This is a genomic window from Prochlorococcus marinus str. MIT 0918 (genome assembly GCF_027359415.1).
GTDB classification, from domain to species: domain Bacteria; phylum Cyanobacteriota; class Cyanobacteriia; order PCC-6307; family Cyanobiaceae; genus Prochlorococcus_E; species Prochlorococcus_E marinus_C.
In genome coordinates this window covers 1351602-1374213 of record NZ_CP114780.1, presented here as the reverse complement: position 1 = coordinate 1374213, position 22612 = coordinate 1351602, and the positions used below count along the sequence as shown (strand labels likewise).

Below are 22612 nucleotides of genomic sequence, written 5' to 3'. Positions count from 1 at the left end.
AACCCCCTGGAAAATTCAATGAATACTTATAGGTATTAAGAATCTCACATCTTTTATTCAGAAGAAGACTCTGTTTGCTTTGGAGGATCTAAATCATTGGAAAATCTAACTGTAAGAAGATCCTCATCAGTTATTTTTCCATCTTTATTGAGCAATTCTGGATGAATTGTAAATCGACCGGTTCGATCTTTAGAACTCTGAAAACTCGGATCTTTTAGATCTTGAAAAGCAAAAAAGCCTTTAGACATAACACGGAATGCTTGCCATAAAAGGACTATAACAACAAAAGCGTATACAAATGGGAAAATTGAACTTGCCATGATTTCAAAAATATCAAAAACGGTTAGGTTGCGATATAACTAAAATAATAAACAAAAACTACGCATATTTGTTGAAAGAATACTTGATCAACAAGATACTAATGATAAAGAGCCCTTATTTATGAATTGACTAATGCTTAAATCTTTTTCTTGTTAAAAATATGAAAAACTCTATTTCATAACTAAACTCTTCATAATGGTTGTCATAAAATGAATGCAAAAAACCTTTTCCAACTCCCCTGAAATCAAAGAAAACAAGTAAAATGGCAATTAAAACCTTTTTTGTTATTGCAAAGAAATCTAAGCGTTTCTCTATATATAGTCTGAGCATTATAATTTTAGGGATACAAATTATCTCAAATATAGCTACGCCAATAGTTTCAGCAAAAGACATAAAAGATTTATATAAGCAAACTTCATCAAAAAAATCATTTGTAACTGAGGCAATCAGAAAAAGTGCTCCTGCTGTTGTGACCATTGAAACTCAAAAAAGAGTATTAAATAATCATCGAAATATTATGCCAAGAGGATTATTAATAGACCCATATTTCGAAAGATTTTTTGGTATGCCAAACATGAATTATCCTCGATCAAGTATTCAAAGAGGACAAGGCAGTGGAGTCATATTTTCTTCAAAAGGTTATATATTAACAAATGCTCATGTTGTAGAAAATATAGATACTTTAACGATAGGTCTTTCTGATGGGAGAAGAGTTTCAGGTCGTCTAATTGGGCAAGATTCTCTTACTGATCTAGCAGTAATTAAGATTGATCAAATTGGAAGATGGCCTAAGGCATCTTTAGGAGATTCTAGTGAAATTGAAGTTGGTGATTGGGCAATTGCTGTAGGTAATCCTTATGGCTTAGAAAAAACAGTAACATTAGGCATTATTAGTAATTTAAATAGAAATGTTAACCAACTAGGTATATCAGATAAACGTCTGAATTTAATACAAACAGATGCTGCAATTAACCCTGGAAACTCGGGTGGACCATTATTAAATTCAGATGGAGAGGTTATTGGAATTAACACTCTTGTGCGATCTGGACCTGGAGCAGGGTTAGGATTTGCTATACCAATAAATACAGCAATATCGATTGCCAATCAGTTAGTTTCCATAGGTAAAGCTATTCATCCTATGATTGGCGTCAATCTATCTTATAGAAATGATTATCTAAGAGTAAATAAAAAAAACAAAGGTGACTTAAAAGGAGCAGTAATTATATATATTTTACCTGGCGGTCCAGCATACAAGAAAGGACTAAATATTAACGATATTATTATTAGTGTAAATGGCAAAGAAATTATTGGGCCTAATGATGTTGTTAAGGCTATTAGTAATAATGGAATAAAAGAAGCTATGGCCTTTACAATAATTAGAAATCAAAGAAAATTAAAATTTTATATTACACCAACTGATCTACAAACTTTAAAGCCACGTTAGTGATTTTCTCAGATTAGAGATTAACTTAATTAGTTATTCTTTTTCTTAATAGATTTCTTTTTCCTTTTCAAGTCTCTCTTTAAAAGTCTTTTGGCTTCCTTTTTAGCATCTTCCAATAATTTAACTGCTTCTTCTTCTTGCTGTTTTTTCTTCTCTAAATAATAATTATAATCACCTTGATAGATGAATAACTGACCATCTCTAATTTCAAGAATTTTATTAGCAACTTTCGAAATAAAATATCTATCATGTGAAACGACTATTAATGATCCTTGATATTCTCTAATAGCAGTTTCTAGCATTTCCTTAGCAGGGATATCCAAATGATTAGTTGGTTCATCCAAAAGTAAGAAGTTAAAGGGTTTAATGATAATTGCAGCCAAAGCAAGGCGGGCTTTTTCCCCTCCACTCAAATCTCCTACCTTCTTAAAAACATCTTCATTAGTAAAGCCAAAGTTGCCTAATAAAGATCGAACTTGTGTTTGGCTCCAATCAGGCACTATTGTAAATAAAGTATTAATAACAGTTTGCTGTAAATCAAGTGCTTCAGATTGATTTTGCTCGAAATAGCTTGGAATAACATTATGATTACCTATTTCTATTAAACCATCTTCATATTTCTCTATACCCATAATTAATCTCAATAATGTTGATTTCCCTGATCCATTGGGTCCTAAAATTGCAATATGATCACCTTTCTCAATTTCAAGTTCTGCACCAAGAAAAACAATATTCCCATCATATGTATGAGTTAAGTCTTTAATATTAACTATTTTTTTCCCTGATCTTGGTGATTCTTGAAAACTAAATCTAGGTTTTTTTAAATTGAAAATTGGAGACTCTATCTTTTCTATTTTATTTAACAATTTCTCACGGCTTTTTGCTTGTGTACTTCTTGTAGCACTTGCACGAAATCTATCAATATATTCTTGTTGAGATGTTAGTTCCTTTTGCTGTCTTTCAAAAGCAGATTTTAAAGAATCTTCTTCTAGACTTTTCTGCTCAATGTATGCAGTGTAGTTACCTATATATTTACGAGAAATACCCCTTTGTGTATGAACAATATGCGAACATATTTTATCTAAAAAGCGTCTATCATGGCTAATTATTATCATTGCAGTCTTTTGATCCAACAAATAATTTTCTAGCCATTCAATTGAATCTATATCTAAATGATTGGTTGGTTCATCTAATAATAAAACTTCTGGATCTTGAAGTAATATTTTCCCTAGAGCAATTCTCATTTGCCAGCCTCCTGAGAAATCTCCGACTAATCGATTTGCATCAGCGGAAGAAAATCCAATATTTGCTAATAATTTTTCAATCTTTGCTTCTAGTTCATAACCATGTAAAGCCTCAAACTGAAGCTGCAATTCTCCTAACTTTTTAATCAAAAAATCAAGATGTGTAGCATCTGTTTTAGCTTTAATAGAACCCATTAAAAGCTCTATTTCACGGATCTGATTTAATACTTCAGAGGCATCTGCAAATGCTTTGAAAAGTTCTTCTCTTACTGTTTGGTTGACATCAACATCAAATTCCTGCTGTAAATAAGCTATTCGAGGCTCACCTTCATATATAACTTCACCTGACGTGACTTCCTCTAAACCTGCAATGATCTTTAATTGAGTTGATTTTCCAGCGCCATTGACACCCACCAAACCAATACGTTGACCAGCTTTCAACTCCCAAGTTATGTCTTTGAGAACCTGAGCAGTAGGATAAATTTTACTAACCCGCTCAAGTCTGATCACTAATAATAAAGCTGAAGAAATACATAAAATTTACAGTGCTATAGGATAAAGAACTTAAAAGACCAACACTCCAAGTTTCCTGATCTTAAATAATGATTAGACTGGAACATATTACTGCTTTAGTTTTGGCAGCAGGATTGGCAATACCAAGCTACTGGTTCTTTTGGACTTTAGCTGGTGGTGGTGGGTATGAACAAAGAGAAATCAAAGAAATTCCTTTTAAATTAAAAAAAGAAAACTAAAGACCTCCTCTAGCTTTTATAAGCCATTGCTTCGTGTCTTTATCATCCAATTGTGAAAGATAATTTTTTACTTCTTGAGAAGTAACTGGTAAACCAAGCTCATCACCTAATTTGCAAATTGTTTTAAGCGCTCCATCTGGATCCTGAAGTGCCTGACGAAAAAGAGCTCGTCTATAAGTAGACTCTCCTTCAATACGTTTATAAAGTTCTGCAGCGTTGCTGCTCATTAGATTTGTTTTAACTCTTTTTACACACTATTCAATTACGCCACTTTTGGGCCAAAGTTTGAATCATGAAACTTAACTGATTCGGCATCTTTCATTCCTAAAGCAGAAGCATCTTTCATACTTCTTGCATCCATGCACAAAACTTTCCTTAATTGCGCAAAGTTTTCAGCTTGAAAAGCGCGACCTTCCTGATTAGCTGAATACTCTGCTTTTTGAAGTACGTGATGTAAATGGGTTAGAAGGTACGAGTCAATTACTGCAGAAACTAATACATCACTATTTTCTTTTCTTTGTCGGCATCTATTTCTAGAAACTTGATTGTTGAGTTGGTTCTCAACGATTTTGTTCTTCTGCGATCTCGTAGATGGAGGAAGAGTTGGTTTTTTAGTCATTGAAAGCTAGGAAGTGTGAGGAGCTTTTAAAGAAAAAGTTTTGCTAAATAGGCAAGACTTAAAAACTAAGGGATCAACCAATAGCGCTGAAAATCAAAAGCTAAAGTCATTGATCTTAAAATAATCATACTAAAGGATAGTATCCTTGACTATAAGTGTACACTAATTAGTACCGGTTACATTATTTGTGTCATGGCTACCCGGCAAAATTCATCCAACGGGAAGCCTAAATCTCCTAGGGTGCAAGTGGTACTTCCTGAACAATTATGTGAGCGACTAACTTTCTTAGCAGAACAAGAGTCTCGAACAGTAAGCAATATGGCAAAAGTACTCATACAAGAAGGCATAGAAAAAATGGAATCAGAAAATCTCGCCAAAAAAGAAAATATCAGCATCGAACGCAAGACCGATCAATTCCGATCATCACTCGAATCACAACCAGCACGACGACTCAGAGGAGCGCCAAAAAGAATCAGAATATATAAATCCTAAAAAAATTTTCAGTATGGATGTACCGCAATCCCAAGAACAGATGGTTTTTTTGCTCCAGTAATTGCAGAGGTCACGCAAGGTTTATTAAGAGTATGCCACCAAGCCAATAGAGCAAAGCCTATAGCTTCTCTAAATTGAACTGGAATACCAACTTCTTCAGTAGAAACAACTCTAATCCCCCTACATCTCTTTACAATTTCACTCATCAGAAAAAGGTTTTTACTTCCCCCTCCAGCCACGAACATTTCACCAGGTCTAATCAATTTCTTATTAAATAATCTTTCCAAGTCTTGAGCAACAATAGAAGCAGTAAAACTAGTAATAGTAGCTATTAAATCATTTTGATGAGATGAATTAATCACATCAATTCTACTTTCTAAATCTTTCAATCCAAATTTTTCTCGACCAGTTGATTTAGGTGGTAAAAGCTGAAAAAAAGGTTCCTGAAGCCAAGTATTAATTGCGTTCTCATCTGGAATCCCTTGTGAAGCAATCTTTCCATCACAATCATAATTTAATTTATTATGACTAATTTTCTGCACCGCAAGGTCTATCAAAGTATTTGCGGGGCCAATATCCCAGCCCAAAACTGCAGATGTAGATCCAAAACCAGATTTAGGTGGAATTAGGGAAAGATTCGCTATGCCTCCCAAATTCAGAACTGCTCTCCAAGTATTTCCTCTCCCTATTAACGAAGCATCCGATAATGGAGTCAACGGAGCACCTTGTCCACCTAAGGCAAGATCTTTAGCTCTAAAGTCATAAACAATAGTTTTCCCAAGAAGAATTGCTAATAAAGGAGCTTGGAGCATCTGCAAACTCGCTCCCCTATACAAATCTTTTGGCGGTCGATGATACAGAGTCTGTCCATGGCATCCAACAACGTTGGAAATACCAGATTGATCACAACTCTTGGCTGCTAGACAATAAGTCTCCGTAATACTCTCTGAAATTTCAAGCCATTGAGAGGATTGCAATTGCAGGCCTTGACCTACATCAATAATGGTTTTTTTTAAATTAGAAGGATATTTCAGTGAAACTGTATTGATTAATTTCCATCGTGGATTATTTGCATTGCCTTCAAAATGTACTAAAGCAGCATCTACACCATCAGCACTTGTGCCACTCATTAAACCCAAAAAATACATTCAGACTTGAGGTAATTTCTGTAAATCTTCCATTAATCCCATTACAACCAATACATGGTCTTTTTCTAAAATATATTTTGCTGGAGGATTTACTGTTAATCGTTTCGCTGGTCCCGCAGCTAAAACATTCACTAAATAATTTTTACGAAGATTTAAATCTCTTAAAGAACAGCCTACAAAGATTTCTGGAACCTTAATTTCATCTATTCCTGTTTGATCATCTAGTTCTAACCTTTCAATTAAATTCGGCCGAACAAGTTCTAACCCTAATCGCTCACCTTGCATTCTAGAAGGGAAAACAACTCGGTCTGCACCGACCCTTTTCAACATTTTTTCATGCAAATCACTAGTTGCTCTGGCAATTACTTCATTCACTCGACTGCCTTCTGTATGTTTCGCAATCAGAGTCGTAGTAATACTTGCTTCTATTGGCTCACTAATCCCTACAACTACTGTTCCCATTTCAAGAACACCTGCTTCTCTCATAGAATCTTCATCAGTTGAATCAACTACCCTGGCTTCAATCGAAGGTTCTAATTGACGTAGATCATCTATTGCTTTCTCTGAAGAATCAACAGCAAGAACCTCTGCACCATTAAGAATTAATTCTCTACAAACAGCTGTACCAAAACGACCCACACCAACAACAGCAAATCCAAGAGCATCGCCCTCTTTTCTAGCCAACCATTGCCACCATTCACTCATCGTCTTGCCTCAAAAGTAAAAGATTTAAACATAAAGATCCTCACGTGGGTAACCGATGCGATTTAGATGTTGATTTTTTCCTCTGTTCAGAGCTTGCCAAATCGCACTTAATAATAAGAGTATGCCTAATCTTCCTACAAACATACCAATAACTAATATTAATTGACCAAAATAACCCAAATTTTTCGTAACACCAATATCAAACCCCACTGTTGCAAAAGCTGAAATGCAGGTAAATAAAATTTCAAGAAAAGAAAAATCTTGATTTACATCAAAACTACTAGTCATGGTAATCATCAAAGCCATTAATAAAACAAATAAAATCGAACCAACTGTAATTCCTACAGCCTTTAAAACTATCTTGTCAGAAATTTTTCGATTCCGAATTACTACATTATCTTGTCCCCTTAAAGTTGATCTAGTTGCAGCCATCAAAGCGGCTACTGTTGTTGTTTTAATTCCTCCCCCTGTTCCTCCTGGACTGGCTCCTATAAACATTAATGTCATCAAGAGCAGTAAACCTGAATCAGAAATGGTATGAATAGAAATAGGCATGCTTGTAAAGCCTGCTGTTCTTGCACTTACAGCTGCAAACAATGCAGTACTGATTCGATTAGGGAAATCAATGCTACTAAAGAAAGCACCTTGTCCAATAGATTCAGTAATTAGCAATCCAAAACTACCCAAAGCTATAAGAAATATTGAGGTTCTTATTACTAAACGTGTATGAAGACTAAGTTTACGAAAATGCAAATTTCTTCGGTTCATCCACAAATCACTCGTCACTCTCCATCCCAAACCTCCTAATAATATTAAAAAAATAATGACAAAATTAACTACTCCATTAGTTCGATAACCTTGCATACTTTCAGACCAAAGACCAAAGCCTGCATTGTTATATGCAGAAATGCTATGAAAAAATGCTGCCCATAATCTTTCGCCAAAATTGGGTATATCAGTGAAGCCAAAATAAAAAAGAATCAAGGCTCCAAAAACAATTAATATTGTTGCCGTAAGAGCAATACCTCGAAAAGTTCTCCCTACTCCTCCAACTCCAAATTCATCAAGAGTTTTTCCACGATCTAAGCGAGTACGCAACTCTGTTCCGCTTACAACAAACCCTTGCAAAAATGTAGTAATTGCCATTAATCCTAAACCTCCTATAAGGAGCATCAAAGCCAAAACAACTTGACCAAAGATAGTTAAATCTTTACCTATATCTATAATGGTCAACCCTGTGACAGTTACAGCAGAAGTAGCAGTAAAGAAAGATTCCCAAAGCCCAACATCTAAGTCAGAACAAATAGGTGTTGCTAGAAGAATCGTACCCAAAAGTATTACCAAAATTCCTGTTAGAACAGTAAATTGAGGAACAGTTAATCTGCGGTACCAAGCAAGTTTTCGACTGACTGAATTAGAAAATGACACAGATCAATAACTATCTAAGAATTAATCAATGAATACACATAATGATTGGTCTAATTCAAATGCCACCATATTGCCAAATTATTAATAAAGGAATAACTAATGTCATGATGAACGTAAGACCAAATCCATACCTTGTTACATCAAGAAATCGATAACGTCCTGGTCCAAAAACCATTAAGTTTGTCTGATAACCCATAGGAGTAAGAAAAGACTGGCTTGCACCAAATAAAACTGTCATCAAGAGAGCAGTGGGAGGTAAGTTCATTCCTGGAGCAAGTTGTACTGCAACTGGAGCCAATAAAGCTACAGAAGCAGCATTACTAATAAGTTGAGTGAATATAGTCGTTGAAAAGAAAACTACTAATACCCCCAAATATGTAGGTAAACCAACTAACCAATAATCAAGAGCACCAGCAAAAGCATCTGCAAGACCAGTAGATTGCATTGCGACGCTGAAACTAGAAAGAGAACCCAACAAAAGAATTACATCAAGACGTATAGAACGTTGAACTTCAGCAGGCCTTAAACATCCACCAACCACCATTGCTATTACAGCAATTAAGACCGAAGCGACTAAAGGTAGCTTGGTAATAGTAGGCAATACAATCATTGCCATTGCTATTGCAATAGCAATGGGTTTTCGTTGCACAGTTGGCAAATCATTCTCAAGTTGATCAAGAACAAGCAGATCATTACTTGCTTGTAATCCACGAATCGAGTCAATTGGTGCCTGTAAAAGCAATACATCGCCTTCATGCAAAATGGCTTGTCCAAGACGTTCTTGCACAGTCTGTTGGCCTCTTCTTAATGCTAAAACAGTCGCATTATGACGCTGGCGAAATCTTAATTCTCTCAAGCTAGCACCAGCCAATGTTGAGCCAGCTGGAAGTAAAACCTCTACAGTTTTCTGTCCTTCAGCCAGAATTGGTTCAAATGCACTTTTAGAAGGATTATTTAACGAGCGCTGAGCTAATTGAATTGTATGTTCTTGCTGCAATCGTAAAAGATCAGAGCGAGTTACACGTAATAACAATCTATCTCCTGGTTCAATTGTTCGATCTGCAAGAGGGGGGAGAAGCCGTTCTCTTCCTCTTTGTAATTCAAGTACATCAACATCAAAGCGACGTTGTAAGCGACTGTTACGCAAAGATTGCCCTACCAATTCTGAATGATCAGGAATTGTTACCTCTGTAAAGTAGCCAATTTGATCAGGTCTACTACCAAACTCAGTACTTTCCCTACCTCTATCAGGCAAAAGCCAATCAGGGGCTAATAATAAATAAGATGTTCCTATCAACCATATTGGAACCCCTATTGCGGTAAAACTAAATAATTCCAAAGAACCATACCCAAGCTGAGCACTAATATCACTAACTAAAAGATTGACCGAACTTCCAAGTAACGTCAAAGTACCACCTAATAAAGTCGCAAAAGACAGTGGTAATAGAACCCTAGATGGAGAAAGATTGCGCTTAACACACCATGCTTCAATCACAGGTAACAAAGAAGCAACCACAGGTGTATTTGGAACAATCCCTGAAATAGGAGCGACAACGAAACCCAAAACCCCAATTAAACGTCGCGGTGTATTAATAGTTTCGAAAGATATTACTTCTCTCAGTCGATCTAAAGCACCACTTTTAAATAAAGCAGCAGAGACGGCAAACAAGCCCATCAAAGTAATAAGAGCAGGGCTACCAAACCCTGACAAAGCCTTTTGAGGTTCTAAAACCCCTGTTGCCATTAAGAGAGAAACACTTAAAAGTCCGGTCAGCTCAGGAGCAAGAAAACCACTAATAAAAAGCAATACAGCTAAAAATAAAACCCCTAAGGTAATTAGTGCTTGAGGATTCTCTAAAACAGCACTTAATTCATTCATATTGGTCTGATTGCATTTTGTGCATCAATGAGTATTCCTTAAGAAATGAAACTAGAAGTGAAACATAAGAATTCATCCTTAATTAATATTCTCTCAACTAAATTGATTTCTCACCATGGCTTAGTAACCAAGCTCCCACAGAACGAACGCTCAAAGATAGATTGGGCATTTTGGATAAATACGCCATACGTCGAATTTTAAAAGCAAGGGATCCAGAAAGTGTAAAACCCATTCCAGTAATCGTGGCTTCACCAATGCCTAAACTAAGCATTTCTCCACGATCAACATATTCAAAAGATTTTGAAGATTTACCTTCATTATTAGCAATAATATTCTGTGCAACTAGTTCGCCTTGTTGCATTGCAATCTGAGCATTAGATGGAAGCGTACATTCTTCACTCAAAGCAACATCACCAATAGCAAAAACATTGTCATGACCGGAAATTCTTAATGTCGAATCTATACACAATCTCCCATCCTTCGATAAAAATTTATTTAGTCCATCAGGCAAAGAAGCCTTGACACCAGCAGTCCAAAACAAACCTTGATGCCTTAAACAAGAAATTTCTGGAGGGTTAATATCACATTTTTCCATCTCGACCATATTTTCACTTAGCTTCAAAACACGTGTATTTAAATGTAATTGAATCGATCTTTTCCTTAAAGCCTGTTCCGCTTGATCCTGATTAAAAGATTTTCCATTCAGTAATACTCGTTCACTAATATCGATTAGATGAATAGTAATACGATCCTCTAAAAGATCTGATATCTTACAAGCCAGTTCAATTCCTGTTGCTCCAGCACCGACAATTACCAAATCCTGTGAATAATTTGTAGAATTGTTTATTTTGGAAATTAATTGTTTAATTTCAGATACATCTTCATATCTATTAAACGTTGAACTATATTCATTCACTCCTTCAATACCATAATTATTAGGCTTTGCACCAGTAGCAAGAACTAACTGTCCATAAGCTATCTTCTCACCAGAACTAGTTAAAACAGAATTATCTATCAAATCAATTTTCTCAACAAATTGTTCAACTAATACAATACCTCTCTGTGAAACTAAAGTTTTATAAAAAGGTGCGACTTCCCATGCTTTCAATTCATCGCTTAAGAGTTCATATAATAACGGTAAAAAGATGAACCTCTTACGAGGTTCAATCAAAATTATAGGAGGACGTTCTGAATAATTACTTAAAGTCAATGCTGTAGTTAACCCACCAAATCCTCCACCTACAACTACAACAGGATTACTATAAGAAGCATTATTAGTCATCTGAAGAATACCTAAGATGATTGAGAGAACCTAATTGAGGCTCATTGCAAGCAACAATGAATGATGATACTGACATGACACCTGATAAATCGAAAGAAATGGCATTCTCATGCATTCCCTTAAAAGATGCTAGAGAACATTTAAAACAAGTATCTCCCATAAAACGCCTAGCATGGGGTATTGAGCAATATGGAACAAAGCTTGCTTTAACTACAAGTTTTGGAATTCAATCATCTGTCTTACTACATATGGTTCATTTACTCAAAATGGGTAATCAAATAAAAATAATTTGGGTAGATACGGGATATCTTCCACCAGAAACATATCAATATGCAGAAGAGCTTATTAATTTACTTAAAATAGAGGTCACAGTTGTTCAAAGCAAACTTTCTCCGGCTAGAATGGAAGCTTTATATGGTCAGCTTTGGCAAACAAATTCTTCAAAAGATCTAGAAAAATATCATCAAATACGCAAAGTAGAACCATTAGAAGAGGCGCTAGAAGCATTTGGTATTAAATGCTGGGCCAGTGGAGTGAGAAGCAATCAAACTAATACTCGAAGTGCCATGACTCTTTTAGATCCAATTAGAGAACGTCTTTCACTAAGGCCAATTTTAGAGTGGTCTCAAAAAGACGTTTTTTATTATATGAAAGAGCATAATTTACCTGAACACCCTTTATTTAAAAAAGGATTCTCAACTATTGGTGATTGGCATTCAAGTGCACCAGATGGTCCGAATGTCACAGGGAGACAAACAAGGTTCGGAGGGCTCAAACAAGAATGTGGTATTCATATCTCAGAAAAAAAATAAAGAAGTCAAACAAAAGAAAGTGAATACTAAAAAGCATTGTCTTCTAATTGGTAATAGTCGTTGGCATTGGGCAGTCCAAAAGAACGAACATTGGCATTTCACCCATACCGCACCAGATATAAATAAAATCAATAATCTGAAAACATCCTTATGGAAATGGGCAGCAGTAGGTCCTATTCCGAAGTCCTTATTTTTAAATCCCAGTCAAGAAGTACAAATTGCAGATATTCCTCTTTTAAAGCCACCGAAATGGCTAGGTGTCGATAGAGCACTAGCAAGTTGGGCTGCATTCACTAAAGCGAAATCTAAAAACCTACATTCCAAAGGATTACTAGTTGCAGATGCAGGGACAATCTTAAGCCTGACAAAGATCACATCCAAAGGAGAGTTTGCAGGAGGCCAATTAGTTGCAGGATTAACATTACAAAGGTCTGCCATCGCATATGGCGCTGAAAAACTAAATCCAGTTACAAAAGAACACCTACCAAACAAAAAATTTCCTACATCGACAGAAGAAGCAATATTAAGAGGTAGTTTTCAAGCTCTCTTAGGAACACTCTTAGAAGCACAAAAAGACTCTCAAATGCCTCTTTGGTTATGTGGAGGAAACTCAAAAGAGCTTTTTGAAGCTCTAAAAATGCGCAATCTTGAGGTATATCATTTCCCCAACCTTGTTCTTGAAGGAATGGTCAACGTTAAAAATCTGAATTAATTCAAATTCAAATCAGAAACTATCTCATCAGCCATAGTAGCTGCTTTAACTTTTAAATAAATTAATTCCAAATTACCTTGATCATCTATGACAAACGTTTGCCTTTTCATTCCCATATACTCTTTTCCCATAAATTTTTTCAAGCCATAGCTGTCATAAGATGAAGCCACTGGACAAGGTTCTAAATCAGTAAGCAAAGTAAAAGGCAACTGATATTTATCAATAAACTTTGAATGTTTATTTGCAGGATCTTTACTAATTCCAAGTACTTTTATTTGATGTTCCTCAAAGAGGTTCCACCTATCACGAAAATTACAAGCTTCCTTCGTACAGCCTGGAGTATCATCTTTTGGATAAAAATAAACAACAACTCTCTGACCTTTAAATGATGACAGATTTACTACATTGCCATCTTGATCAGGGAGACTAAAATCCGGTGCTTTTTCACCAACTTGAAGAGACATTGCCATTAACTGAGGTATTAAACTCAAGAGTACTGCCTCTTTGGCTTATTCCTATAGAGTCCACAGCACAAGAAATTACTCCAGAGGAAACGAAAATAGCCAACTCTCTCTCTACAAAGCGGTCAAAAGAATATAAAATTACCAGAGGTTATGCACGTTTAATCTTATCTAAACTATTTAATATAGATCCTTTAAAAGTTCCTTTAAAAGCTTATCCAGGAAAAGCACCTAGTTTGCCAGAAGGGTTTGGATATATAAGTTTTAGTCACTGCAGAGATGCACTTCTAATAGCTTGGTCTCCTGAACAAGTAGGTGTGGATATTGAAAATAAGAATAGAAAATTTTCAAGGAAACTCATCGCAAGTCGATTCTATACTGATAAAGAAAATAATGCACTAATTCAATTAGAAAATAGTTTCTATGATTTAGAAGTTTTAAATATATGGGTAATGAAAGAAGCCTTGATAAAATGGCAAAGAGGGCGTTTATCTAAAGATTTAGGAGAATGGGAAATTGAACGAAAAACTAATATTGCAATTCACAAAAAACTAAATCACCATGTCAATGTATATCTAAAATCATATAAAAATTGGACAATTTCTACTGCATCTAATCAAAAAATATATAAAACTCAACCAATGCTATGTACATTTTAAATGATTGAATTCTAAATTATTGAATCAACAAAATGTATGACGTTATTTCTTATCAGACCAATGCTAAGTATTTATAAGTAAATATTAAGTTCCATTTTCTAATTGAATAGACTTCCTTTCATTTAACAGACTTTTTCTTTGCCCTTCCCAACCATTGGAACTAGGGTTCCAGAATCTTTTTTGATATAAATCTTCAGGTAAATAATTCTGAGCCACCCAATTATCTTTATAGTCATGAGGATATTTATAAATATTATCAGTTAATTTAGATTCATCTCTATGAAGATCACGAAGATGCTTTGGAACAGATTGATCATGAGCTTCTCTAACTATATTTTGCGCATCACGTATCGCCAAGACGCTATTACTTTTTTCCGTCGAAGCTAAATAAAGTGCTGCCTCAGTTAACAAATAAATTCCTTCAGGCAAGCCAACTCTATCAAAAGCACTAGCACAAGCCTCAACAACTACAATTGCATGAGGATCTGCCAAACCAATATCTTCCGCTGCGGAGATCAACATCCTTCTAAAAATATAATTAGGATGTTCTCCTGCTTCTAACATCCGAGCTAACCAAAACAAGGCTGCATCAGGATCAGAACCACGTAAAGATTTAATAAATGCGCTTATTGTATCAAAATGAGAATCTCCTTTCTTATCATACAAAATAGCCCTTTGTTGAATTGATTCTTCAGCAATTTGAAGGTCAATTTTAATGAGGCCATTTTGATCAGAAAGAGTGGTCTCCACTGCTAATTCAATAGCATTAAGTAAAGATCTAGCATCACCATTAGCAAATTCAACCAAATGATTTGCCGCATTCTTTGTAATCTCAATATTCTTATTTCCATAACCCTTATCTTCATCTTTTAAAGCTCGATCTAAGAGCCTATGAAGATCTTCTGGCTGTATCGCTTTCAAACGAAAAATTCTAGCTCGACTTACTAAAGCCTTATTAACTTCAAAATATGGATTCTCTGTAGTAGCTCCTATCAAAGTAAAAGTTCCATTTTCTACCCAAGGCAATAATGCATCTTGTTGAGCACTATTAAAACGATGAACCTCATCGAGAAACAAAATAGTCTTTACACCATATTTGCCTAATCTATCCTGTGCAGATTCAACTTCTTGTCTAATCTCCTTGACACCAGCTAAAACAGCATTCAATACACTTACATGAGAACGAGTATTAATAGCAATAATTTTTGCAAGAGTAGTTTTTCCCACACCAGGAGGTCCATGAAGAATAAGATTGCCCACTCGATCTGCTTCTATTGCCCTTCTTAAAAGGCGGCCTTCAGCAAGAATAGAGTTTTGACCGACAAATTCTTCAATGTTCCTCGGTCGAAGCCTATCGGCAAGAGGGGCCTCATTCTGAATGACTTGATCACGAGAAAAACTAAATAAATCGTTATCCAAAACAATTAAAAAAAGATCAAAAAGTAAGAACTGCTGTTAATTCAAGTAATAACTGTAGGAACCTGCATACCAGTTCTTTCCGTGATTTCTGCAAAAGAATCAATAGCCTGAATCATATCTGAAAGCGCATTTTGAGGATTTTGGTGCAAATTTCCCTGTGGAGATACATAACTTTCTAAATAGACTCGTAAAGTTGCACCTTTTGTGCCTGTACCAGATAAACGTAAAACTACTCTACTACCATCATCTAATAGAATTCTCAAACCTTGGCGAGTAGTAATTGAGCCATCCACAGGATCTTTATAAGTAAAGTTATCTGCTAATGAGACATTACGACCAGCAAAGGAACCTCCGATTAATGCAGGTAATTTGAATTCAGCTGTCTCATATAAATCATTGGCTATGTCATTCGAAATTGATTCATAATCATGTCTAGAATAATAATGACGTCCAAAGCGTCTCCAATGTAGATTCATTAGATCTTTTACAGAACACTTTTTCTCAGCCAAAATTTGCAACCAGAAAAGCACTGCCCATAACCCATCTTTTTCTCGCACATGATTGCTACCAGTACCAAAACTTTCTTCTCCACAAAGATTAATTTGGCCTGAATCTAAAAGATTCCCAAAAAATTTCCAACCAGTTGGAGTTTCAAAGCAGTCGATCCCTAAGTGCTTTGCAACAATATCTACAGCCGAGCTAGTTGGCATTGAACGAGCTACTCCTACTAATTTATTGGCATAAGCAGGAACGCAATGAGCATTCGCAGTTAATACAGCAAGACTATCACTGGGATTTACAAAACAATTGCGTCCTAAAATCATGTTCCTATCACCATCGCCATCACAAGCAGCTCCAAATGAATATTGTTCTCCATTAAGCAATAAATCAGCTAATTCTTTTGCATAAGTTAAATTAGGATCAGGATGACAACCTCCAAAATCTTCTAAGGGTATTGCATTTCTCACCGTCCCAGGCGAAGCACCCAAAATATCTTCAAACAACCTTTTAGCATAAGGCCCTGTTACAGCATTTAATGCATCAAATGCAATGCAAAAGTCATTTTTCAACAAAGAGCTAATTTTATCAAAATCAAAAGTCTTTTGCATTAACTCAATGTAATCGTCTATGCCATCAATCACGTCTATAGTCATTGAAGAAATATGATATTGGCCAGGCAAAGCAAGATCAATTGGCTGATGATTAATTATGTGATATGCATCCAGTTTTTTTGTATATGCATAAATTGCGTCTGTTAAAGATTCATTAGCTGGTCCTCCATTAGAACCATTAACTTTTACACCAAAATCCCCATCAGGGCCTCCTGAGTTATGACTAGCAGAAAGAATTATGCCGCCGACTGCTTGATGCATTCTAATTAAATTAGAAGCAGCTGGAGTAGAAAGAATGCCATCAACAGTTGTAATTATCCTTTTAACTTGATTTGCAGCTGCCATTCGAATAATGACATCAATAGCACTTCTATTTCCAAATCGACCATCCCCACCAATTACTAATACTCCTCCCTTAACCCCAGGAAGAGTTTGCAAAATTGACTCAATAAAGCTTTCTAAGTAATGAGGTTGTTGAAAATACTTTGTACTCTTACGTAAACCTGAAGTACCAGGCTTTTGATCATTAAAAGGAGTATTTAAAACTACCTTAAATTGATTATTGTCTAATGAAGAATCTTGAACAGGCATTAGAGAAAAAACATCTTACGATTAAATGAACTACTGAGAACCTTACTCAGCTTGATTTCAATGAGGCATCTCTGAGGTTCGAAGCATTGCTACAAACCATAGGATACTCAGAAACAGAGCAGCAAGAACACCAGAACTGATTCCAAAGCGACTAATAGTAATAGGTATTAGTAAAGGAAAAAGTATTGCACCTGCAAGAGGTGTAACTGCCACAAACCAACGCGCCATTTTACAGAATCAAAGCTTTAAAACCATTCTGACTTAGCCTTATCAATTGGATTTGTATTGTCTTGAGGAGTTACACGTTCAAACTTCATATTAATATTTCGCTTTTGTTCACCTTTCGCATCAGTGGCTTCAATTAGATAATTTTGTAATCCATCTCTAAAAGGAACTTGTAATCTAAAAGTTCCATCAGAAGCCAATGGAATATCTTCTCCACCTATTTTTAATTTCGCTGATGGATCTGTAGAACCATAAACAATTAATTCTGCATCTGCTATTAGCCAAAAAGACCTTTCTCTTGGTTGAACACCACCTACTCCAGATTCGTTGTGACCACTTGCCCAAAGTCCAGAGCCAGAATCACTTAATTCTGACAGAGAATCCTCAAAGGCACCGCGCTCTTGGAACTCTTCTGAACCTATACGAGATTTACGGAAATTAGTTGTAGCTGTTTTGTATAAGCGCTCATGTAATCCACTATCTCTTTGATCAGAAAAGAAATTATTTTCTTCCTCAACTACATCTTGGCTAGGAGTTGCATCCAAACTAAATGGAACAAATTGATCTAAGACCTGTTGACTAGGGTGCAATGAAGGTACTCTTGCAATTGAAGAAAAAGCTAATGAAATCCATTGTGATGAATGACGATACCCAAGCTCTACTTGATAATCCCTATCCCCAAGAGGAATAGGTAAATACCATTCAGTACTATGACTATCAACAATAATTTCTCTTAAAGTTCCTTTATTACTAAAGCCATTTTTTGTTCCAGTAGCGTCAGACAATCTTAAACAAAGTCTACTTGCACCTTGAGATTGAGCTTTTTTACGATCAGATTCTGAAATTTCCCAAAAAACATAGGCCCATTCAGGATCTCTAGGTAGAAACACAACCCTGGTTTCTTTCTTGAATTGAGAAAATGAATGGGATCCTAATTTTTCCTTTAGAGGATTTAAAGAAGAAAGAGATAATAATTTTTTTTCTGCTTGCTCTCTATCAGAATAAGCAGTGATTTCCTTAATTAATGAAGCTTTGGACTTACGACTATAAAGAGGGATCTTTAAATCACTCGCTTTAATCCGCAATTGACGAAGGGTTAAACGTGACAATAATTCTTTATCTTGGGCCACGTCTGTAGAACCTCCGTTTTTGTTCGGGATCAGTATGTTCTGATTTTCCTCATATTGGAAGTTTTTCGTGGCTGTGGTCAGCATCTACTGACTACAACAACAGATGGGGAAATTATGCAAGATCAGGAAAAGTCTTGCTATGAAAGAAGAGTTGAAAAAATCATTCAAAAAGAATAAATGAGTTTTTATAATTTATAAATAGGATCACAATCCTCCTGGAAAAGGAATTTTACTAGGAATTTTCCATATGTTTTCTTTGGGATCAATATAGAAATTTCCCTTCCTGTGCAGTATTCCGATCAATGAAGAAAATTAATTAAATGGTCAATTGTTAATTCCAAAGGAGAAATTTGATATCTCTCAGCTAATTCTTCCAATTGAGTCGCTGCTGAAGCAAATTGCTCTAGTAACAAAGCAACAAAAGGATCGTCTGGCTTGTAAGAAGTGCTAGCTAGCAACCATTCACAACGTTCTAGCTCACTAGGAAGTGCTCCATTTTCTAAGTCAGTATTCATTTCCTTGAAACAAGCGAGGCAATGTCCAAGAATTCTAAGAAAATGCTTATCACGTGAAGAAAGACTAGTATTATCAATCCGTTTAAGTTCTTCCAAAGTCAAAGGACTATTACTATAATCTTCTGACTGTTCGTACATTCTAGATCGTATCTTTGTATACTATGTAACCTAAGGTATTTATGTCATTTTTACCCCTTTTGGGTAGTGCTTTCGATAGCCATGACTAGCAACAAAACCATCTCCCAAGTTCTAGAGAAATCATATCAATATGGTTTCTTAACGGACATCGAAAGCGAAAAAATACCCAAAGGTATTAATGAAGAAATTATTCAACTAATTTCTAGAAAAAAAAATGAGCCAAGTTTTTTATTAGATTTTCGTCTAAAAGCTTTTCAAAAGTGGAAAAGCATGGAAGAACCCAAATGGGCAGACTTAGGTTATCCAGCTATTGATTATCAGGATATAATTTATTATGCAGCACCAAAAAATATTGAGAAAAAAAATAGTCTTGATGAGGTTGACCCTAAAATATTAGAAACATTTGATAAGCTTGGTATACCACTTACTGAACAAAAACGTCTATCTAATGTAGCAGTAGATGCTATTTTTGATAGTGTTTCAATTGCAACTACATTTAAAAAAAAGCTAGGTGAAGTTGGAGTTATATTTTGCTCAATTAGCGAAGCAGTACAAAATCACCCAGATCTTATACAAAAATATTTGGGCTCAGTCGTACCAATTAATGATAATTATTTTGCAGCACTAAATTCTGCCGTATTTAGTGACGGTTCATTTGTCTATATTCCTAAAGGTATAGAATGCCCAATGGAATTATCCTCATATTTCAGAATTAATTCAGGAGATACAGGACAATTTGAAAGAACATTAATCATCGCTGAAGAAAAGTCCTCAGTAAGTTATTTAGAAGGTTGTACTGCTCCAATGTTTGATACTAATACTCTGCATGCTGCAGTAGTAGAACTAATTGCATTAGATGAAGCAACAATCAAATATTCAACCGTCCAAAATTGGTATGCTGGGGATAAAAATGGTATAGGAGGAATATATAATTTTGTCACTAAAAGAGGGAGGTGTAAAGGTAAGAAAAGCAAAATCAGCTGGTCACAAGTTGAAACAGGGTCTTCTATAACCTGGAAATATCCAAGCTGTATTTTAGAAGGTGAAAATTCTATAGGTGAATTTTATTCTGTAGCATTAACTAATAACAAACAAATAGCAGATACTGGCACTAAAATGATCCACATAGGCAAAGGTAGTAAATCAACTATTATCAGTAAAGGAATAAGTGCTGGCAACTCAAAAAATAGCTATAGAGGTCTGGTTCATATTGGAAATAAAGCGGAAGGTGCAAAAAATTATAGTCAATGTGACTCACTATTAATTGGAAGCAAAGCCAAAGCAAATACCTATCCCTATATACATTCATACCAAAAAAACTCTTCTATAGAGCACGAAGCAAGCACCTCTAAAATTTCTGAAGAACAACTTTTTTATCTAAAAAGTCGAGGAATAGATTCAGAAGAAGCAATTTCAATGATGGTTAGCGGCTTTTGTCGTGATGTATTTAATGAATTGCCTATGGAATTTGCTTCTGAGGCAGATAGCTTACTAGGCTTAAAGCTAGAAGGTACTGTTGGATGAGTATTCAATTTTGTTTAATTTACTAAAAACGCTACCAAAATGACTCAAAAAAAGATCATCTTAGAATTAAAAGATCTACATGTAGGAATAGAAGGTAAGACCATATTGAATGGTTTGAATCTTCAAGTATTTGAAGGAGAAATTCATGCAATTATGGGAAGAAACGGTAGTGGTAAAAGTACATTATCTAAAGTTATTGCTGGCCACCCTTCGTATTCCATTGAATCAGGAGAAATCTTATATGAAGATACAAATATAAGTGAATTGGAACCTGAAGATCGTTCTAAGAAAGGTATTTTCTTAGGTTTCCAATATCCAATAGAAATACCAGGTGTTAAAAACATTGATTTTCTTAGAGTTGCTGTGAACGCTAAAAGAAAAGAAAAAAATGAAAGTGAACTAGATATTTTTGAATTTGAAGAATGGATAGAACATAAACTAGAAATAGTAAAAATGAGCAAAGACTTCCTCGAAAGAGGCTTAAATCAAGGATTTTCTGGAGGTGAGAAAAAACGAAATGAAATCTTGCAAATGGCAATATTGGAACCTACTCTGTCAATCTTAGATGAAACAGATTCAGGGTTAGATATAGATGCTCTGAGAACAGTAGCAAATGGAATTAATCAAATACATTCTAACAATAAAGCGACAATACTAATTACACATTATCAACGCCTTTTAAATGAAATACAGCCTCATTTCGTTCATATTATGAAAGATGGGGAAATTATAAAAACTGGTTCAAAAGAATTAGCAATAGAACTAGAAAGCAAAGGTTATGAAGAATTTGAAAATAATAGGACCGAATAATGAAAACCAACATGTTTGAAATATGGCTGGACACCCTGCCTGATAATGATGGTTATTTAAAACAAATACAAGATCAAGCTAAAGATTTACTCAAAAAACATGGACTACCAAAGAAAAAACTTGAAGGGTGGAGATTAACCAATAGAGAAAATCTTAAAGAGCTATTTAATGTGCCTTTAAACCCTCAAGGTCAGTTCATTGAAATTAAATTAGATTCACAAGAGATCTCAAATAAGTTAGATCAAAAGCCCCAAAATATTGAACAGTTAGAACCACTAGAAATTAAGCAAATCTTATACAATAAGAAATCTCTAATAGAAAATTCAGACCATGATTTTCTCAAGAATATCAATGAAGCTACGGCAAATAATATAATTGGACTAAAGATAAAGAAAGGTACAAAGTCATCATTGGAAGTAATAATCAAAGATTCGCAAGAATTATTAAGTTCATCAAGAATAATATTAATAATCGAAGAAGGAGCTTCCATTGATATTACAGAACATTTAGAAGGAGAGAAAGGATCTTCTCATAGTCACTTAATAGAAATTTTTGTTGAAAAAAATGCAAAAGTTAATCATAGGGTAATTGCTATTGGCAAAAGCTTATCAAAATTACTAGCAACAATATCAGTTGAGCAAAATGAAAAAAGTAGTTATAAATTAACTTGTTTTCAAGAAGGTTGGCAATTAAGTCGCATAGAAGAACATATAATTCAAATTAAAGGTAATGCAAAAAGTGATATTAAAGGATTACAACTTGCCAATAATAGTGAACAACTATCTACTTATTCATTTATTAAATTTAATGGTCCTAATGGGTCTGTTAATCAAACACAAAAGGCTATTTCAAGTGACAGGGCACACTCTATTTTTCATGGATTAATTGACGTTCCTGAAATAGCACAGAAAACAGAAGCATCACAATTAAGTAAAAATCTTTTACTATCCTCAACAGCTAAAATTGACACTAGTCCTCAATTGAAAATCATTGCTGATGATGTGCAATGTAGTCATGGTGCAACAGTTAGCCAATTAGAACAAGAAGAACTTTTTTATTTACAAAGTAGAGGTATTAAATGTAATGAAGCACAGGAACTACTAATTACAGGTTTCTGCGAAGAAATCATCAAAGATCTTCCTTTTAAAATTGAAAGATTTTCTTTTCTAGATAATAATTTATAGCAATAC

Annotated in this window: 23 protein-coding genes and 1 pseudogene; 9 read left to right on the top strand and 15 right to left on the bottom strand. The window is 35.0% G+C overall.

What is annotated here, in order from left to right; genetic code table 11:
• Positions 1 to 53 precede the first annotated feature (53 nt).
• Positions 54 to 320 (bottom strand): DUF2973 domain-containing protein, encoded by a 267-nt coding sequence (locus tag O5636_RS07410; protein ID WP_269622170.1) that lies wholly within the window; start codon positions 318 to 320, stop codon positions 54 to 56.
• A 263-nt stretch (positions 321 to 583) separates the two neighbouring features.
• On the opposite strand from O5636_RS07410, the gene O5636_RS07405 reads away from it, so the two are divergent.
• On the top strand, positions 584 to 1765 hold the full coding sequence (locus tag O5636_RS07405; protein WP_269622169.1) for a trypsin-like peptidase domain-containing protein: 1182 nt from the start codon (positions 584 to 586) through the stop codon (positions 1763 to 1765).
• 29 nt (positions 1766 to 1794) lie between these two features.
• On the opposite strand, the gene O5636_RS07400 is transcribed toward O5636_RS07405, so the two are convergent.
• A complete protein-coding gene (locus O5636_RS07400; RefSeq protein ID WP_269622168.1) occupies positions 1795 to 3519 on the bottom strand; it encodes an ABC-F family ATP-binding cassette domain-containing protein in 1725 nt (574 codons plus the stop codon).
• A gap of 92 nt (positions 3520 to 3611) precedes the next feature.
• Between O5636_RS07400 and O5636_RS07395 the strand changes: the two genes are divergently transcribed.
• Positions 3612 to 3761, top strand: coding sequence for a hypothetical protein (locus tag O5636_RS07395; protein WP_269622167.1), 150 nt, complete (start codon positions 3612 to 3614; stop codon positions 3759 to 3761).
• Here the strand turns inward: O5636_RS07395 and O5636_RS07390 are convergent.
• Positions 3758 to 3988, bottom strand: a complete 231-nt coding sequence (locus O5636_RS07390; RefSeq protein ID WP_269622166.1) for a hypothetical protein — start codon at positions 3986 to 3988, stop codon at positions 3758 to 3760. The two genes, O5636_RS07395 and O5636_RS07390, sit on opposite strands and share 4 nt — an antisense overlap.
• Before the next feature lie 35 nt (positions 3989 to 4023).
• The gene (locus tag O5636_RS07385; protein WP_269622165.1) at positions 4024 to 4380 is read right to left on the bottom strand and encodes a hypothetical protein; all 357 of its coding nucleotides are present in this window, start codon (positions 4378 to 4380) and stop codon (positions 4024 to 4026) included.
• A gap of 192 nt (positions 4381 to 4572) precedes the next feature.
• Between O5636_RS07385 and O5636_RS07380 the strand changes: the two genes are divergently transcribed.
• Entirely contained in the window at positions 4573 to 4872 is a 300-nt protein-coding gene (locus O5636_RS07380) for a ribbon-helix-helix domain-containing protein (protein WP_269622164.1), read from the top strand.
• Positions 4873 to 4880: 8 nt separating this feature from the next.
• On the opposite strand, the gene O5636_RS07375 is transcribed toward O5636_RS07380, so the two are convergent.
• From O5636_RS07375 to O5636_RS07355, 5 genes are all read right to left on the bottom strand, one after another.
• Entirely contained in the window at positions 4881 to 6020 is a 1140-nt protein-coding gene (locus O5636_RS07375) for an anhydro-N-acetylmuramic acid kinase (RefSeq protein ID WP_269622163.1), read from the bottom strand.
• Positions 6021 to 6725 (bottom strand): potassium channel family protein, encoded by a 705-nt coding sequence (locus tag O5636_RS07370; protein WP_269622162.1) that lies wholly within the window; start codon positions 6723 to 6725, stop codon positions 6021 to 6023.
• A gap of 24 nt (positions 6726 to 6749) precedes the next feature.
• Positions 6750 to 8153: a TrkH family potassium uptake protein gene (locus O5636_RS07365; protein ID WP_269622161.1), complete on the bottom strand. Its 1404-nt coding sequence runs from the start codon at positions 8151 to 8153 to the stop codon at positions 6750 to 6752.
• A 55-nt stretch (positions 8154 to 8208) separates the two neighbouring features.
• Positions 8209 to 10032 (bottom strand): SLC13 family permease, encoded by a 1824-nt coding sequence (locus O5636_RS07360; protein ID WP_269622160.1) that lies wholly within the window; start codon positions 10030 to 10032, stop codon positions 8209 to 8211.
• A 97-nt stretch (positions 10033 to 10129) separates the two neighbouring features.
• Positions 10130 to 11314 carry an NAD(P)/FAD-dependent oxidoreductase gene (locus O5636_RS07355; protein WP_269622159.1) on the bottom strand — a complete coding sequence of 395 codons (1185 nt, stop codon included), beginning with the start codon at positions 11312 to 11314 and terminating at the stop codon, positions 10130 to 10132.
• A gap of 56 nt (positions 11315 to 11370) precedes the next feature.
• Between O5636_RS07355 and O5636_RS07350 the strand changes: the two genes are divergently transcribed.
• Both O5636_RS07350 and O5636_RS07345 read left to right on the top strand, forming a co-directional pair.
• Positions 11371 to 12126, top strand: a complete 756-nt coding sequence (locus tag O5636_RS07350) for a phosphoadenylyl-sulfate reductase (RefSeq protein ID WP_269622158.1) — start codon at positions 11371 to 11373, stop codon at positions 12124 to 12126.
• A gap of 19 nt (positions 12127 to 12145) precedes the next feature.
• Complete coding sequence (locus O5636_RS07345; RefSeq protein WP_269622157.1) at positions 12146 to 12838, top strand: type III pantothenate kinase; 693 nt, start codon at positions 12146 to 12148, stop codon at positions 12836 to 12838.
• On the opposite strand, the gene bcp is transcribed toward O5636_RS07345, so the two are convergent.
• Positions 12835 to 13302, bottom strand: coding sequence for a thioredoxin-dependent thiol peroxidase (bcp, locus tag O5636_RS07340; protein WP_269622156.1), 468 nt, complete (start codon positions 13300 to 13302; stop codon positions 12835 to 12837). The two genes, O5636_RS07345 and bcp, sit on opposite strands and share 4 nt — an antisense overlap.
• On the opposite strand from bcp, the gene O5636_RS07335 reads away from it, so the two are divergent.
• Positions 13275 to 13958: a 4'-phosphopantetheinyl transferase family protein gene (locus tag O5636_RS07335; RefSeq protein WP_269622155.1), complete on the top strand. Its 684-nt coding sequence runs from the start codon at positions 13275 to 13277 to the stop codon at positions 13956 to 13958. The two genes, bcp and O5636_RS07335, sit on opposite strands and share 28 nt — an antisense overlap.
• Before the next feature lie 99 nt (positions 13959 to 14057).
• Here the strand turns inward: O5636_RS07335 and O5636_RS07330 are convergent.
• The 5 genes and pseudogenes from O5636_RS07330 to O5636_RS07310 all read right to left on the bottom strand — a co-directional run.
• Positions 14058 to 15377: pseudogene (locus O5636_RS07330) on the bottom strand (AAA family ATPase); the annotation flags it as partial.
• Between the two features lie 41 nt (positions 15378 to 15418).
• The gene (locus O5636_RS07325) at positions 15419 to 17080 is read right to left on the bottom strand and encodes an alpha-D-glucose phosphate-specific phosphoglucomutase (RefSeq protein ID WP_269622154.1); all 1662 of its coding nucleotides are present in this window, start codon (positions 17078 to 17080) and stop codon (positions 15419 to 15421) included.
• Between the two features lie 57 nt (positions 17081 to 17137).
• Positions 17138 to 17308 carry a hypothetical protein gene (locus O5636_RS07320; RefSeq protein WP_269622153.1) on the bottom strand — a complete coding sequence of 57 codons (171 nt, stop codon included), beginning with the start codon at positions 17306 to 17308 and terminating at the stop codon, positions 17138 to 17140.
• 17 nt (positions 17309 to 17325) lie between these two features.
• Positions 17326 to 18435 carry a DUF4912 domain-containing protein gene (locus O5636_RS07315; RefSeq protein ID WP_269623556.1) on the bottom strand — a complete coding sequence of 370 codons (1110 nt, stop codon included), beginning with the start codon at positions 18433 to 18435 and terminating at the stop codon, positions 17326 to 17328.
• Between the two features lie 299 nt (positions 18436 to 18734).
• Positions 18735 to 19088: a hypothetical protein gene (locus tag O5636_RS07310; RefSeq protein WP_269622152.1), complete on the bottom strand. Its 354-nt coding sequence runs from the start codon at positions 19086 to 19088 to the stop codon at positions 18735 to 18737.
• 81 nt (positions 19089 to 19169) lie between these two features.
• On the opposite strand from O5636_RS07310, the gene sufB reads away from it, so the two are divergent.
• From sufB to sufD, 3 genes are read left to right on the top strand one after another with little or no spacing between them, the layout of a single operon-like run.
• The gene (sufB, locus tag O5636_RS07305; protein WP_269622151.1) at positions 19170 to 20612 is read left to right on the top strand and encodes a Fe-S cluster assembly protein SufB; all 1443 of its coding nucleotides are present in this window, start codon (positions 19170 to 19172) and stop codon (positions 20610 to 20612) included.
• Positions 20613 to 20651: 39 nt separating this feature from the next.
• Positions 20652 to 21422: a Fe-S cluster assembly ATPase SufC gene (sufC, locus tag O5636_RS07300; protein WP_269622150.1), complete on the top strand. Its 771-nt coding sequence runs from the start codon at positions 20652 to 20654 to the stop codon at positions 21420 to 21422.
• Positions 21422 to 22606: a Fe-S cluster assembly protein SufD gene (sufD, locus tag O5636_RS07295; RefSeq protein WP_269622149.1), complete on the top strand. Its 1185-nt coding sequence runs from the start codon at positions 21422 to 21424 to the stop codon at positions 22604 to 22606. Before sufC ends, sufD begins: the two co-directional genes overlap by 1 nt.
• Positions 22607 to 22612: the final 6 nt, after the last annotated feature.